This is a genomic window from Glaciecola sp. MF2-115 (assembly GCF_047250385.1).
In the GTDB taxonomy this organism is placed as follows: domain Bacteria; phylum Pseudomonadota; class Gammaproteobacteria; order Enterobacterales; family Alteromonadaceae; genus Glaciecola.
Window position 1 is genome coordinate 96,108 of record NZ_JBLBVM010000052.1, and the last position, 12,634, is coordinate 108,741.

The 12,634-nt window shown below is 41.7% G+C and carries 11 protein-coding genes; 9 read left to right on the forward strand and 2 right to left on the reverse strand.

Annotated features, from left to right (window positions below; all coding sequences use genetic code 11):
• Window positions 1-4: 4 nt before the first annotated feature.
• Together ACKLNX_RS10605 and ACKLNX_RS10610 are read right to left on the reverse strand one after the other, a co-directional pair.
• A complete protein-coding gene (locus ACKLNX_RS10605; protein WP_412972341.1) occupies window positions 5-565 on the reverse strand; it encodes a polysaccharide biosynthesis/export family protein in 561 nt (186 codons plus the stop codon).
• A 21-nt stretch (window positions 566-586) separates the two neighbouring features.
• A complete protein-coding gene (locus tag ACKLNX_RS10610) occupies window positions 587-1,795 on the reverse strand; it encodes an outer membrane beta-barrel protein (protein WP_412972342.1) in 1,209 nt (402 codons plus the stop codon).
• Between the two features lie 326 nt (window positions 1,796-2,121).
• Between ACKLNX_RS10610 and ACKLNX_RS10615 the strand changes: the two genes are divergently transcribed.
• From ACKLNX_RS10615 to ACKLNX_RS10655, 9 genes are all read left to right on the forward strand, one after another.
• Window positions 2,122-3,546, forward strand: a complete 1,425-nt coding sequence (locus ACKLNX_RS10615) for an undecaprenyl-phosphate glucose phosphotransferase (RefSeq protein ID WP_412972343.1) — start codon at window positions 2,122-2,124, stop codon at window positions 3,544-3,546.
• Window positions 3,547-3,666: 120 nt separating this feature from the next.
• Entirely contained in the window at window positions 3,667-4,188 is a 522-nt protein-coding gene (locus tag ACKLNX_RS10620; protein ID WP_411695162.1) for a TRAP transporter small permease subunit, read from the forward strand.
• Window positions 4,188-5,561 carry a TRAP transporter large permease gene (locus ACKLNX_RS10625; protein WP_412972344.1) on the forward strand — a complete coding sequence of 458 codons (1,374 nt, stop codon included), beginning with the start codon at window positions 4,188-4,190 and terminating at the stop codon, window positions 5,559-5,561. The genes ACKLNX_RS10620 and ACKLNX_RS10625 overlap by 1 nt, the downstream gene beginning before the upstream one ends.
• 24 nt (window positions 5,562-5,585) lie before the next feature.
• The gene (locus tag ACKLNX_RS10630) at window positions 5,586-6,686 is read left to right on the forward strand and encodes a TRAP transporter substrate-binding protein (protein ID WP_412972345.1); all 1,101 of its coding nucleotides are present in this window, start codon (window positions 5,586-5,588) and stop codon (window positions 6,684-6,686) included.
• A 190-nt stretch (window positions 6,687-6,876) separates the two neighbouring features.
• Window positions 6,877-8,070 carry an enoyl-ACP reductase FabV gene (gene fabV, locus ACKLNX_RS10635; RefSeq protein WP_412972346.1) on the forward strand — a complete coding sequence of 398 codons (1,194 nt, stop codon included), beginning with the start codon at window positions 6,877-6,879 and terminating at the stop codon, window positions 8,068-8,070.
• A gap of 599 nt (window positions 8,071-8,669) precedes the next feature.
• Window positions 8,670-10,010: a Na(+)-translocating NADH-quinone reductase subunit A gene (locus ACKLNX_RS10640; protein ID WP_411695157.1), complete on the forward strand. Its 1,341-nt coding sequence runs from the start codon at window positions 8,670-8,672 to the stop codon at window positions 10,008-10,010.
• Between the two features lie 3 nt (window positions 10,011-10,013).
• On the forward strand, window positions 10,014-11,225 hold the full coding sequence (locus ACKLNX_RS10645; protein ID WP_412972347.1) for an NADH:ubiquinone reductase (Na(+)-transporting) subunit B: 1,212 nt from the start codon (window positions 10,014-10,016) through the stop codon (window positions 11,223-11,225).
• Window positions 11,215-11,991: a Na(+)-translocating NADH-quinone reductase subunit C gene (locus ACKLNX_RS10650; protein ID WP_412972348.1), complete on the forward strand. Its 777-nt coding sequence runs from the start codon at window positions 11,215-11,217 to the stop codon at window positions 11,989-11,991. Before ACKLNX_RS10645 ends, ACKLNX_RS10650 begins: the two co-directional genes overlap by 11 nt.
• A gap of 9 nt (window positions 11,992-12,000) precedes the next feature.
• Window positions 12,001-12,633, forward strand: coding sequence for an NADH:ubiquinone reductase (Na(+)-transporting) subunit D (locus ACKLNX_RS10655; RefSeq protein WP_411695154.1), 633 nt, complete (start codon window positions 12,001-12,003; stop codon window positions 12,631-12,633).
• Window position 12,634 lies beyond the last annotated feature (1 nt).

The window sequence follows — 12,634 nt, forward strand, 5'->3', positions numbered from 1 at the left end:
AAATTTAGAAAAAGCGTTCCTGCACGGTAACGATATCGCCTGGCAATATAGTATCCGATGCAGAAGCTTCTATAGTAGTTTCAACGCCAGCAATTCTTCTGACAATAATAATTTTTTCTTTCAAAGCTCGCTCAGTATATCCGCCAGCGATAGCGGCCGCTTTGTTTACGGATAAGCCTGGCTGATAGGGATAACCGCCAGCGCGCCGAACGGCACCATCAATGAAGAATGGGCGGTATTCCAGCACCGTAACTGAAACAGATGGATTGACTAGGTAGTCTCCGCGAAGACCTGTATCTATTTTACTTTCAACCTCATTTACAGTTAAACCGACAAGGTTGATGTCGCCTAGAAAGGGATAGTTAATAACGCCTACATTAGATAGTCGAGTTTGCACCGTTAAGTCATCTTGGCCGAACACAGTGATTTTAACTACGTCTCCAGAACCTAAGGTGTATTGACTTAAATCTGCGTTAACTTGTGCCTGCACACTTGTACAGACAGCAAGGATGGACATACATAGTAGTACTAAATATCTTACAAATGAAGGGAAATTCAACTTCATAAATTCCTTATTTTCAAACGACTACAGTGTAAATAATGCGTTGATTATAAACTGATTTCGGTCGTATTCAATGGCTGAACGGTTGCTGTCACGTTGGTCATAAATGTAACCAACTTCGATATTCACCCAACGTCTGAACTGATAATACAAAGAAGCTTTAAATCTTACTAAATCGTCTTCACGTACCCCGAAGTCACCAGTTTGACCTTCATAGGTGTCGGTGCCCCAAGTATAAGAAGCTGAACTGCGTAATCTTTCTAACCATTCGTGTCGCCACTCTACTTGATAATCGCGGCCGTGGATAAAGTTACCTTCGCCATTTGTTTCGTTCGTATCGTTGCGGGTAGTGAATTCGACAGTTGAATACTCAACTGGTTCCCAAATAACACCTGCTGCCCAATCAATGCCATCGAAGTCTTCACGCAAAGGCGAATGGAAATCTTTTTCTTGATAACCTATTTTAGCAAAACCTGAGGTTTTGGATGTCGCTTCCCATTTCAAACCCACAAGATAGGAGAGCTGCTCACTATCGAGTGGGGAAGCTGAGTTGATGTCGAATTTGTAATTTACATCTTTATAAAGAATGTCGAAAGTCGCATCAGTTGCCGCGCCAATTCGGTAGAAAAAAGTACCGCCTAGTGTCGTGAAGGTTCTGTCACGAGCCATGTACTGTGGCGTGTTTAAATCATAATCGCGGTTGGTAATATTGAAATTAGCTTCTAAACGCCCGTCGGCATTAAACGCACCGTATGAATATAAGATATCAAACTCACCTTGCTTGAACTTGTCGGGTGTGGCGAGTGCTTGAGCGTTACCAATTGAAAAGCCTGTACCACGATCTTCGTGACCGTCAGTGTAGTCAATTCCGATATCTAATCGATGACGAGAATTCAATTCAAAATCAACAGCGGCAGTTAAAAAGTGATCGGTATAGTTGTCTTGTTCACTGCTGTAGAAACGTTCATTTCGCAAACGATAACCAAACCGCACTTGGCTAGAGCCGAAGCTATTGAGTAACACCACTTGAGGTGAAATTATCTGTGACCAGCTGTCTATTTTATCGGTATTCGAGCGGATAACGTTGTCGTCGTAACGAAAACCAACATCGAGAGTTGGGGTAAGGTCGAAACTACCGAGTTCTATGCTGGCTGCATCTTCAAACTGTTGTGCACTTATGCCTATGCTAGTGAGTGCGCATAAAATAGCGGAAGTAACTTTCAATAACTTCATTCCTTTGCCCTTTTTGTTTTTATAATTGTGAATGCTGCTAATCAAAGCATACACTTAGTGATGTTTGACCTTGTTTTCGTTACCACTAGTTTGAGCAAAAGGTTTACATCATTACCCAATCTTTCTCGTAAGCGCTCATTGTATCCTATCCCTTGCGCTTAAAACAATGTACAAATTGGCTACCAGTGAATCAAACTTAGCTTCTTATTATGGTAATTGAAGTCAAATCCCAATTTGTCGTGTTATCATATTGCTCTGTAGCGCTATTTAAAGTCGCTTGGCGAAAGGTGTTATGAGGGAATTACTTTGTTTGTGCAGGAATTAAAATGAGAAAAGAGTCAACCAGTAGAGGCAGAAGTGCTGGCATTATTCAGTCGCATAAGAGTAGCTTTTCGACGCTTTATCGTCTTGTTGACCTTATTGTTATTACGACGCTTTATTTTCTAATCTTATCTGCTCGCAACGTCAACATTGAAGCGTCCAGTGTCATTTTGCTATTCTTTGGTATCATTGGCTTCAATGTTACTGCTGAGGCACTTGATTTATATAGGTCATGGCGAACTCAGCCGACGACTACTCTTATCAAATACACAACGCTAACCTGGACTGTAACTGGTTTAGGTATCATTGGTTTTGCTTATTTTTTTCCTTCTTTGGCTGCCTATGGTGAAGTCACTATTTTAATGTGGCTCGTTGCCACTTATCCGGCTTTAGCTGCATGGCGAATCGTATTTAGAGAGTTTTTGTTTGTTTTGCGTAAGAAAGGGCGAAACTCTCGGTATGCGGCAGTTATTGGTGCAACACCGGCCGGTCATAATCTTGCCATGCAAATTCTTGAAAATGAGCATTTAGGAATCCGACTTCAAGGCATATACGACGATCGTGATCCGAGTCGGCTTTCTGAAGAGTGCATCCGGCATTTGGTTGGTACCGTTGAAGATGCTTTACAGGCGGCTAATCGCGGTGAAATAGACTTCATCTACATTGCAATGCCTATGAGTGCTGAAACGCGAATCATGCAAATTTTAAATCGTTGCAGTGACACCACTTGCAACGTATATATTATTCCAAATTTCTTTATTTATAATTTACTTAATGCTCGCTGGCAAACGGTCGGCTCAGTGCAAACTTTGAGTGTCTTCGATACACCGTTCCAAGGAGCAAATAACGTCCTTAAAAGAGCTGAGGATATCATCATTGGCTCTTGCATACTCGCTTTGATAGCACTTCCTATGGTTCTTATTGCTATAGGAATTAAACTTACATCGAAGGGCCCAGCAATATTTAAGCAAAACCGTTATGGTTTAGACGGTAGGCAAATAAAAGTTTATAAATTCCGAACAATGACAACCCTTGATAATGGCCAAGAAGTTCAGCAAGCCGTTAAAGGCGATGCGAGAATTACTCCCTTTGGCGCGTTCCTTCGTCGCACGTCACTAGATGAGCTTCCACAATTCATAAATGTATTGCAAGGACGCATGTCAATTGTAGGCCCTCGTCCGCATGCTGTAGCTCATAATGAAGAGTATCGTAAGTTGATCGAAGGCTATATGTTGCGCCACAAAGTAAAACCGGGAATCACCGGCTGGGCTCAAATCAATGGTTTTCGAGGTGAAACAGAGACAGTGAATAAAATGGTCAAGCGAGTTGAATACGACTTGGACTATATTCACCGCTGGACAGTTTGGTTGGACATTAAGATTATTATTAAAACAGTATTGAAAGGCTTTGTTGATAAGAATGCATATTGATTAACAATTGCTAATTCACTGGTCTATGAAGTTTAACTACTAAAAAGTACGTGTATTTTCGTTGCTTACAAGTTTAGCTTTGTTAATATTTGCTAAAAAAATCAAAGGCTAGGAAATGCCATGTCGTTAATAAGTACTGTTTCAACTGTATCAACAGTCATTGATCTTGTTAATAAAAAACTCGGGCAAGGAATTAGCTATTTAACGTTTTTTATGGCTGTTATTACATTTGTTGTTGTCGTGCTGCGCTATGGCTTTAATCTAGGCTGGATAGCCATGCAAGAGTCAGTAATTTACCTACATGCAGCTGTTTTTCTGCTCGGAAGCGCCTATACCTTGCAAGATGACGGACACGTTCGGGTTGATGTGTTTTATAGACGCTTCAGTGAAAAACAGAAAGCACTCGTCAATCTTTTAGGTACATTGTTTTTGTTATTGCCTGTGATGGTATTTATCACTGTTGTCAGTTGGCATTACGTGATTGAGTCGTGGCAAACACTCGAATCATCAATGGAATCAGGCGGTCTGCCATTCTTATATATTTTAAAATCATTCATTCTTCTTTTTTCTATTACCATGCTCTTGCAAGGGATCTCTGAAGTCATTAAGCAAAGTTTGCTCCTAATGGGAGTCGCTAAATAATGGAAATCCTTTCTCTCGTTTTGTTTTTAGTTGTCTGTTGTGTTTTGCTACTCGGCTACCCAGTCGCTTTAACCTTAGCTGGAACCTCGCTCCTCTTTGCTGGTATCGGAATAAGTTTAGGTGTTTTTGATGCTGGCTACTTATTGGCAACGCCAAGTCGCTTATTCGGTATTGTTAATAATCAAACTTTGGTTGCAGTCCCCCTGTTTGTATTCATGGGTGTTGTTCTGGAACGGTCCAAAATTGCGGAAGATTTATTAGTCGCAATGTCAGGTTTGTTAGGGCGCTTTAAAACGGGACTGGGCGTTTCGGTTGTTCTTGTTGGGATGTTGCTGGCTGCCAGTACCGGAATTGTTGGTGCAACAGTGGTCACCATGGGCCTGCTTTCTTTACCAACAATGTTAAAACGTGGATATTCAACTTCTTTGGCAACAGGCACAATTTGTGCGACAGGTACCTTAGGGCAAATAATACCGCCTTCTATCGCGTTAGTTTTACTTGGTGATGTACTATCAAGCGCCTATCAAAAAGCACAACTGGATATGGGCATATTCTCGCCAGAAAGTGTGTCGGTGGGTGACTTATTCGTAGGAGCCATTGTACCAGGCTTAATTTTAGTTATTTTCTACCTATTATATTTATGGGCAGTGAGTAAGTTTAGCCCAAGCCAAGTGCCAGTTCAGGGTCAGGAAAGCGAACACGCGAATTTAAAAGAACTACTCACGGCTCTTCTACCACCCTTGTTCCTTATTGCCGCTGTTCTTGGCTCAATATTAACTGGCAAGGCGACACCAACAGAAGCTGCTGGCGTCGGCGCGATTGGCGCGGTGTTCCTTGCTTTATTCAAGAAACAAATAAATACTAGTAATACCAAGTATGTGGTGCGAGAAACGACAAAAGTCACATCAATGGTTTTTCTAATTCTGATTGGCGCATCGATATTTTCATTGGTCTTTCGCGGATTTGGTGGTGAAGAACTCTTACAAGAATTCTTCAACGATTTACCGGGTGGTGCATTTACCGCGATGTTGTTAGTTATGGTGGTGATTTTTCTTTTAGGTTTTATACTCGATTTTATTGAAATTACATTTGTTGTTGTGCCTATCATCGCTCCGATCTTACTTGTCATGGGAATGGACCCAGTTTGGTTAGGAATTATGATTGCAGTAAACTTGCAAACTAGTTTCCTAACACCCCCTTTTGGTTTTGCTTTGTTTTATCTTCGCGGTGTTACGCCAGAATCTGTCAAAACAGAGCAGATTTACAAAGGTGTGATACCGTTTATTATCATTCAACTAGTATTACTAGTTTTAATGGCAATTTGGCCAGACATAGTCACTTGGTTGCCATCGCTTGTTTACGCTAACAACTAGATTTATTTTTAACGGAGAGTAGAAATGAAAACGTCATTGAGTTTGTTATTTGCAGTTGCGGCAGTATTAGGATTAGCTGCATGCGGCGGGAAAAGTGAAGGTACCGCAAATACAGCTGGCAGTGTTGCACCCACCGAAACCATTAAATGGAAATTGGTTACCTCTTGGCCTAAAAACTTTCCTGGCTTAGGTAAAGGGCCTGAAACCTTTGCTGAATACGTGAATGACATGTCCGGCGGTCGCATGGAAGTGCGAGTTTACGGTGCTGGCGAACTTGTACCTGGCTTTGAAGTTTTTGATGCAGTTTCCAGTGGTAGTGTTCAAATGGGCCATGCAGGTGCTTATTATTGGAAGGGTAAAATGCCGGCATCACCTATTTTCGCGTCTATTCCGTTTGGTATGAATGCAACAGAAATGAACGCTTGGTTACATTACGGCGGCGGCATGAAGCTATGGCGCGAGTTATATGAACCATACGGAGTAATTCCTTTTGCCGGTGGCAGTTCTGGTACACAAATGGCTGGCTGGTTTAAAAAAGAAATCAATAGCTTAGATGACTTTCAAGGTTTAAAAATGCGCATCCCTGGTTTGGGTGGCGAAGTATTTAAGGAAGTGGGCGGCTTACCAATTACGTTAACCGGTGGTGAGTTATTCACTGCCATGCAAACGGGCGTGATTGATGCGACTGAGTGGGTAGGTCCATACAACGATTTAGCCTTCGGTTTGCACAAAGTGGCAAAATACTACTACCACAGCGGTTGGCATGAGCCAGGCACACTGCTTGAATTTACGGTAAATAAGGCGGCATTTGACGCTTTACCTAAAGACCTACAAAAGATCGTCGAAGTTGCTACACGCGCAGCTAATCAAGACATGCTAGACGAATACACCGCTAGAAACCCAAATGCAATGAAGCAATTGTTAGATGAGCATAATATTGAGATGCTACCTTTACCAAAAGATGTCATGCAAGCATTAAAATTAGCCACCGCAAAAGTCATTAAACAAAAGCGCTCAGAAGATGCCATGTTTGATAAAATTTATGCCTCATATGATGCCTTTCTACAAGACGTAAAGGCTTATCACAAAGTGTCTGAACAAGAGTATTTTGAAAATCGAGAGTAACTTTTCGATCTGATCTGATTTGTTTATTGCCTTAATGGCACTAGAATGCGCGGGTTTGTTAGATATATCAGCTGATGGTGAGTAGAATGTCCAGAATTGTTAAATTCTACTTATGCGTTGACGCATCAATGCCATCAGCCATTTAATCAATCGCGCTTAATTAAATTGTGCGATAAAAAAGGAAGTTATTATGGTCATCAAGCCAAAAATTAGAGGTTTCATCTGTACTAATGCCCATCCTGTAGGCTGCGCAAAAAGCGTTGAAAACCAAATCAACTACGTAAAATCACAAAATGTGAAGGCCAAAGCTGAAATTGAAGGTCCGAAAAATGTGCTAGTGATTGGTTGTTCTACAGGTTACGGCCTGGCTTCCCGCATTACATCCGCATTCGGTTTCGGTGCGAAAACCTTAGGTATTTGTTTTGAAAAAGAGCCTTCAGAACGCAAAACCGGTACGGCTGGTTGGTATAATACTGCTGCATTTCACGAGCAAGCAAAAGCTGAAGGTTTGTACGCCGAGACTATGAATGGCGATGCATTCTCAGATGAGATTAAGAAAGCCGCTATCAAAAAGATCAAAAAGGACCTAGGCCAAGTTGACCTGATCATCTACAGCTTAGCTTCACCAAGAAGAACAGATCCAGATACGGGTGAAGTATACAAATCGACACTGAAGCCAGTAGGTCAAGGTTATACAACTAAAACTTATGATACGGACAAAGATAAAGTTCATGACATTACACTAGAGCCAGCTAACCAAGACGAGATTGACCAAACAGTTAAAGTTATGGGCGGTGAAGATTGGGAACGTTGGATGGTGATGCTGAATGAAGCAGGTGTCGTATCCGAAAATGCAAAAACAACGGCATACACCTACATCGGCAAAGAGCTTACTTGGCCTATCTATGGTCAAGCAACAATTGGCCTCGCCAAAGAAGATTTAGACCGCGCAGCTACTGCTATCATTGATAAGCTTAAAGGCAAGAATGTCAGCGCCAACGTATCTTCATTGAAGGCACTCGTCACTCAAGCTAGCTCTGCCATACCAGTAATGCCTTTATACATCTCACTAATTTACAAAGTGATGAAAGAAGAAGGTACTCATGAGGGCTGTATTGAACAAATTGAAGGCCTGTTTACAAGTTGCTTGTATGCCAAGGCCCCAGCAACTGACGACATGAATCGTTACCACATGGAAGGTAAGGAGACGAATGATGCGACACAAGCAAAAATCAAAGCACTATGGGATAAAGTCACTCAGGATAACTTCCATGAATTAAGCGATTACGCTGGTTATCATCACGAATTCTTGAACCTATTCGGTTTCGATATTCAAGGTGTTGATTATGAAGCCGATGTTAACCCTGTAGTAGATTGGTCGTAATATTTAAAACGTAGCTTCATAAAAATGGCGCGAGATAAATAGTCAGCAAAAGAGTAAAAAGGTTCTGTTGAGTAAGCTCGTCACGCACTACATAAGAGTGCGTGACGGTATTTTTCAATAGTTAAGTGGAAGATTTTGTTCACATTACAGCAATTAAATTGCTGTATTTGCTATTTTTGGCATAGCCTTTTCACCCTCATTAATGCTAAAATCGCGCCGATCCATTGCTAGATGGGGGAAGAAATTCGTATTTTCTTCAAAAACTCCAACTCAGTGATGTTGTAAGGCACATAATTATAATAAAAACATGGACGAAGGTAGACCTAAGTGTAGGGCCTACTATTTTTGTTATGTGGGAGCTTTTTATAACGTTAATTAGTCTTTTACGCGTTAAAAATAGCGTTTGAAAAGTAGGTTTGTTTTTCTTTGCGCAGTATTGAGTGTTAGAAGTAATTAAGCGATTGAAGCTGTGCTAGAAGTCTATTTAGCTCAATTCAATTAACAATGCGAAGTAGAAACAAATTTTAATCGGCTTGAACGATGAATTGCCGACAGGCTGATTAGAATTGGTATCTTAAAATTAGAGTAGTCAATTACGTATGATAAAAATCAAGAAGGGCTTAAATCTTCCTATCGAAGGCGCGCCGGAGCAGAAGGTCCACCCAGGACCGAATGTAACGAAAGTCGCCGTCCTTGGTGAAGAATATAACGGCATGCGTCCTACGATGCATGTAAAAGTCGGTGATCTTGTCAAAAAAGGGCAACTGCTTTTTGAAGACAAGAAAAACCCAGGTGTTAAATTTACCGCTCCAGCAGCAGGTGAAGTGATTGAAGTTAACCGCGGTGCTAGACGTGTTTTACAGTCTGTCGTGATCAAGCTTCAAGGTGATGAGGAAGTTACCTTCACTTCATTTGATGATGCATCTCTAGCTTCCGCTGAACGCGATGCAATTAGCGAGTTGCTTGTTGAGTCAGGTGCATGGACTGCGATTAGAACCCGTCCATTTAGCAAAAACCCAGAAGTAGGTTCAACACCTTCTTCTATTTTTGTTTCTGCGATGGATACTAATCCACTAGCTGCAGACCCTCAAATCATTATCTCTGAACGCAAAGAAGACTTTGCTTTCGGCTTGAAAGTTCTGGGTAAACTAACCGACGGTAAAGTATTTGTTAGTAAAGCACCTGGTGCTGATATCCATGTGGGCGATGCTAAAGTTGACGTTAACGAATTTGCTGGCCCACATCCTGCTGGTTTAGTAGGTACGCACATTCATCATCTTGACCCAGTTGGCATGAACAAATTTGTTTGGCACGTAGGTTATCAAGATGTTATTGCTTTTGGTTATTTACTAAAAACTGGCAAGTTAGATTCAACGAAAGTTGTTTCTGTTGCTGGTCCTGCAGCTAAATCACCTAAATTGATCAGCACTGTGTTAGGTGCGAGCATAGATGAACTGGTTGCGGATCAAAAAATTGAAGGCACTGTTAGAGCAATTTCGGGCTCAGTCCTTAACGGCACAACAGCGGCTGGTCCACATGCTTACATTGGTAGGTATCACAACCAAATTTCTTTGCTTGTAGAAGACTCTGAGAAGAAATTGTTAGGTTGGATAATGCCTGGCTCAAACCAACACTCAGTAACACGAGCCTATCTTGGTCACTTGTCACCGAAGAAGCTCTTCAACATGACGACGACCACTAATGGTTCTGACCGTTCAATGGTGCCAATCGGCAACTATGAGCGCGTAATGCCTTTAGACATCATTCCAACATTGTTATTACGCGACTTATTGTCAGGTGATAGCGACGGCGCTAGCAGCTTAGGTGCATTGGAATTAGATGAAGAAGATTTGTCACTTTGCACCTACGTTTGTCCTGGTAAGTATAATTACGGTCCGGTATTGCGTGAATGTTTAACCAAGATCGAAGACGAGGGTTAAGTCATGGGATTAAAAACGTTTTTAGAAAACATCGAACCTGATTTTGAACCAGGTGGTAAGTACGAAAAGTTCTATGCACTTTATGAAGCTGCCGCAACTATTTTCTATACTCCAGGTAAAGTAAATAAAGCGAATACGCACGTTAAAGATAGCATCGATTTAAAACGCATCATGATCATGGTTTGGATGGCTACATTTCCAGCTATGTTTTATGGTATGTACAATGTGGGTCTTCAAGCATCAATAGCGATTGAAGCTGGTGGCGGTCTTTACGACGGTTGGCAAGCAGGCTTGTTCTCATTCTTAGGCGGTAGCCTAAATGGTGACTCAGGCATCTTCTCTATGATGTTGTATGGCGCCTGTTTCTTCATTCCAATTTACGCCACAACCTTTGTTGTTGGTGGTTTCTGGGAAGTATTGTTTGCCTCGGTAAGAAAACACGAAATTAACGAAGGTTTCTTCGTAACGTCCGTGTTGTTCGCTCTAACCTTACCGGCGACTATTCCTCTGTGGCAGGTTGCTCTAGGTATTACTTTCGGTATCGTTATCGCCAAAGAAATCTTCGGTGGTACGGGTCGTAACTTCTTGAACCCAGCTTTGTCTGGACGTGCATTTTTGTACTTTGCTTACCCGGCTCAAATCTCTGGTGACCAACCTTGGATTGCAGCAGAGTTAGCTGACGGCTATTCTGGCGCAACATGGTTAAGCAATGCTGCTAACGGTCAAATGGATTTCACAGATATGGGACTTTGGATGAACTCATTCTTGGGTAATATTCCAGGCTCTGTTGGCGAAGTCTCCAGCTTGATGATTATGTTGGGCGGCTTGTTCATTATTTATCTAGGCATCGCCAGTTGGCGAATTGTGCTGGGTGTTGCTTTAGGGGTAACGTTCTTTAGTTTGTTACTTAACATCTTTGCTACTGATCCATCATCTATCTACGCAATGCCTTTTTACTGGCACTTTGTTATTGGTGGTTTAGCGTTTGGTATGTTCTTCATGGCGACCGACCCAGTTTCTGCTTCATTCACGAATCAAGGCAAGTGGTTTTACGGCTTCTTTATTGGCGTGATGACCGTTTTGGTACGAGTTATTAACCCGGCATTCCCAGAAGGGATTATGCTAGCCATCTTATTTGCTAATTTATGGGCGCCTTTATTCGATTACTTCGTAGCGCAAAGCAATATTAAACGGAGGATTGCACGTGTCGGCTAAAAAAGAAACGTTAGGAAAAACAGTAGGTATTGTTGTTGCTGTTTGTTTAGTCTGTTCAGTTATCGTTGCAGGTGCTGCAGTAGGTCTGCGTGAATTGCAACAAACGAACGCAGCGCTAGATAAACAATCCAATATCCTTACGGCTGCCGGTTTAATTGACCAAGCCAAGACTAAAAAAGACATCGCGACAGTTTATGACGCAAAAGTAGAAGAGCGCTATGTCGACCTGGCTACTGGTCAATACGTTGAAAAACCAAACGACGATGGCAAGCCATACAACATGTATGGTCGCATCTCGAAAGCGGCTGAAACAAGTACTAAGGTAGAAGGCAGCAATGTTGGTTTCTCTCGTCGTGCAAATGTTGCGAGTGTTTATTTGATTAAAGATGAAAGCGGTTCAGTATCACGTATCATCTTGCCAGTTCATGGTAGTGGTTTGTGGGATCTTATGTACGGTTTCCTTGCGCTAGATAATGATGGCCAAACTATTCGCGAATTGATTTTCTACCAACACAAAGAAACGCCAGGATTGGGTGGCGAAATTCAAAACCCAGAGTGGCAGGCTAAGTGGGATGGTAAGAAGCTTTATAACAACGGTAGCGTCGCTATTGAAGTTAACAAAGGCGAAAATAAAGATGACCAATACGCAGTTGACGCACTTTCTGGTGCTACGTTAACTAGTAATGGGGTACAAAATACATTGCAGTACTGGGCAAGTGAAAACGGTTACGGCAATTACCTTAAAAAGCAATCTTGGAAATCATAGGGCACGACAATGGCTGACACTAAAGAAATGAAAAAAGCCCTGTTAGGGCCGATATTAGACAGTAACCCCATTGCTCTACATGTACTTGGTATTTGTTCTGCATTGGCAATTACAACAAAATTAGAAACCGCTTTGGTAATGTCTTTGGCATTGACTACAGTTACTGCGTTTTCTAACTTGTTTATCTCTCTTATACGCAATCAAATACCATCAAGTGTACGGATCATCATTCAAATGACGATTATCGCATCACTGGTAATTGTTGTTGACCAAGTATTGAAAGCTTATTCATACGAAATATCTAAGCAGCTTTCGGTATTCGTAGGTTTGATCATTACCAACTGTATCGTAATGGGGCGTGCTGAAGCATATGCTATGAAGTCACCTCCTATGATGAGCTTCTTAGATGGTATCGGAAACGGTTTAGGTTATTCATTTATCCTTATCGTAATCGGCACAATTAAAGAATTAGCTGGTTTTGGTACAATTCTTGGTTTTGAAATTTTACCACTCGTGACGAATGGTGGTTGGTATCAAGGTAACGGCCTACTGATACTTCCATTTAGTTCGTTCTTCCTAATTGGCGGTATGATTTGGTTTATTCGTACTATTCGCCCAGAGCAAGTAGAGCCTAAGGAATAAT

Excerpts from the sequence above, each read along its gene's own strand:
- ACKLNX_RS10605 (WP_412972341.1), bottom strand. The coding sequence starts at position 565 with ATGAAGTTGAATTTCCCTTCATTTGTAAGATATTTAGTACTACTATGT.
- ACKLNX_RS10610 (WP_412972342.1), bottom strand. The coding sequence starts at position 1,795 with ATGAAGTTATTGAAAGTTACTTCCGCTATTTTATGCGCACTCACTAGC.
- ACKLNX_RS10615 (WP_412972343.1), top strand. The coding sequence starts at position 2,122 with ATGAGAAAAGAGTCAACCAGTAGAGGCAGAAGTGCTGGCATTATTCAG.
- ACKLNX_RS10620 (WP_411695162.1), top strand. The coding sequence starts at position 3,667 with ATGTCGTTAATAAGTACTGTTTCAACTGTATCAACAGTCATTGATCTT.
- ACKLNX_RS10625 (WP_412972344.1), top strand. The coding sequence starts at position 4,188 with ATGGAAATCCTTTCTCTCGTTTTGTTTTTAGTTGTCTGTTGTGTTTTG.
- ACKLNX_RS10630 (WP_412972345.1), top strand. The coding sequence starts at position 5,586 with ATGAAAACGTCATTGAGTTTGTTATTTGCAGTTGCGGCAGTATTAGGA.
- fabV (WP_412972346.1), top strand. The coding sequence starts at position 6,877 with ATGGTCATCAAGCCAAAAATTAGAGGTTTCATCTGTACTAATGCCCAT.
- ACKLNX_RS10640 (WP_411695157.1), top strand. The coding sequence starts at position 8,670 with ATGATAAAAATCAAGAAGGGCTTAAATCTTCCTATCGAAGGCGCGCCG.
- ACKLNX_RS10645 (WP_412972347.1), top strand. The coding sequence starts at position 10,014 with ATGGGATTAAAAACGTTTTTAGAAAACATCGAACCTGATTTTGAACCA.
- ACKLNX_RS10655 (WP_411695154.1), top strand. The coding sequence starts at position 12,001 with ATGGCTGACACTAAAGAAATGAAAAAAGCCCTGTTAGGGCCGATATTA.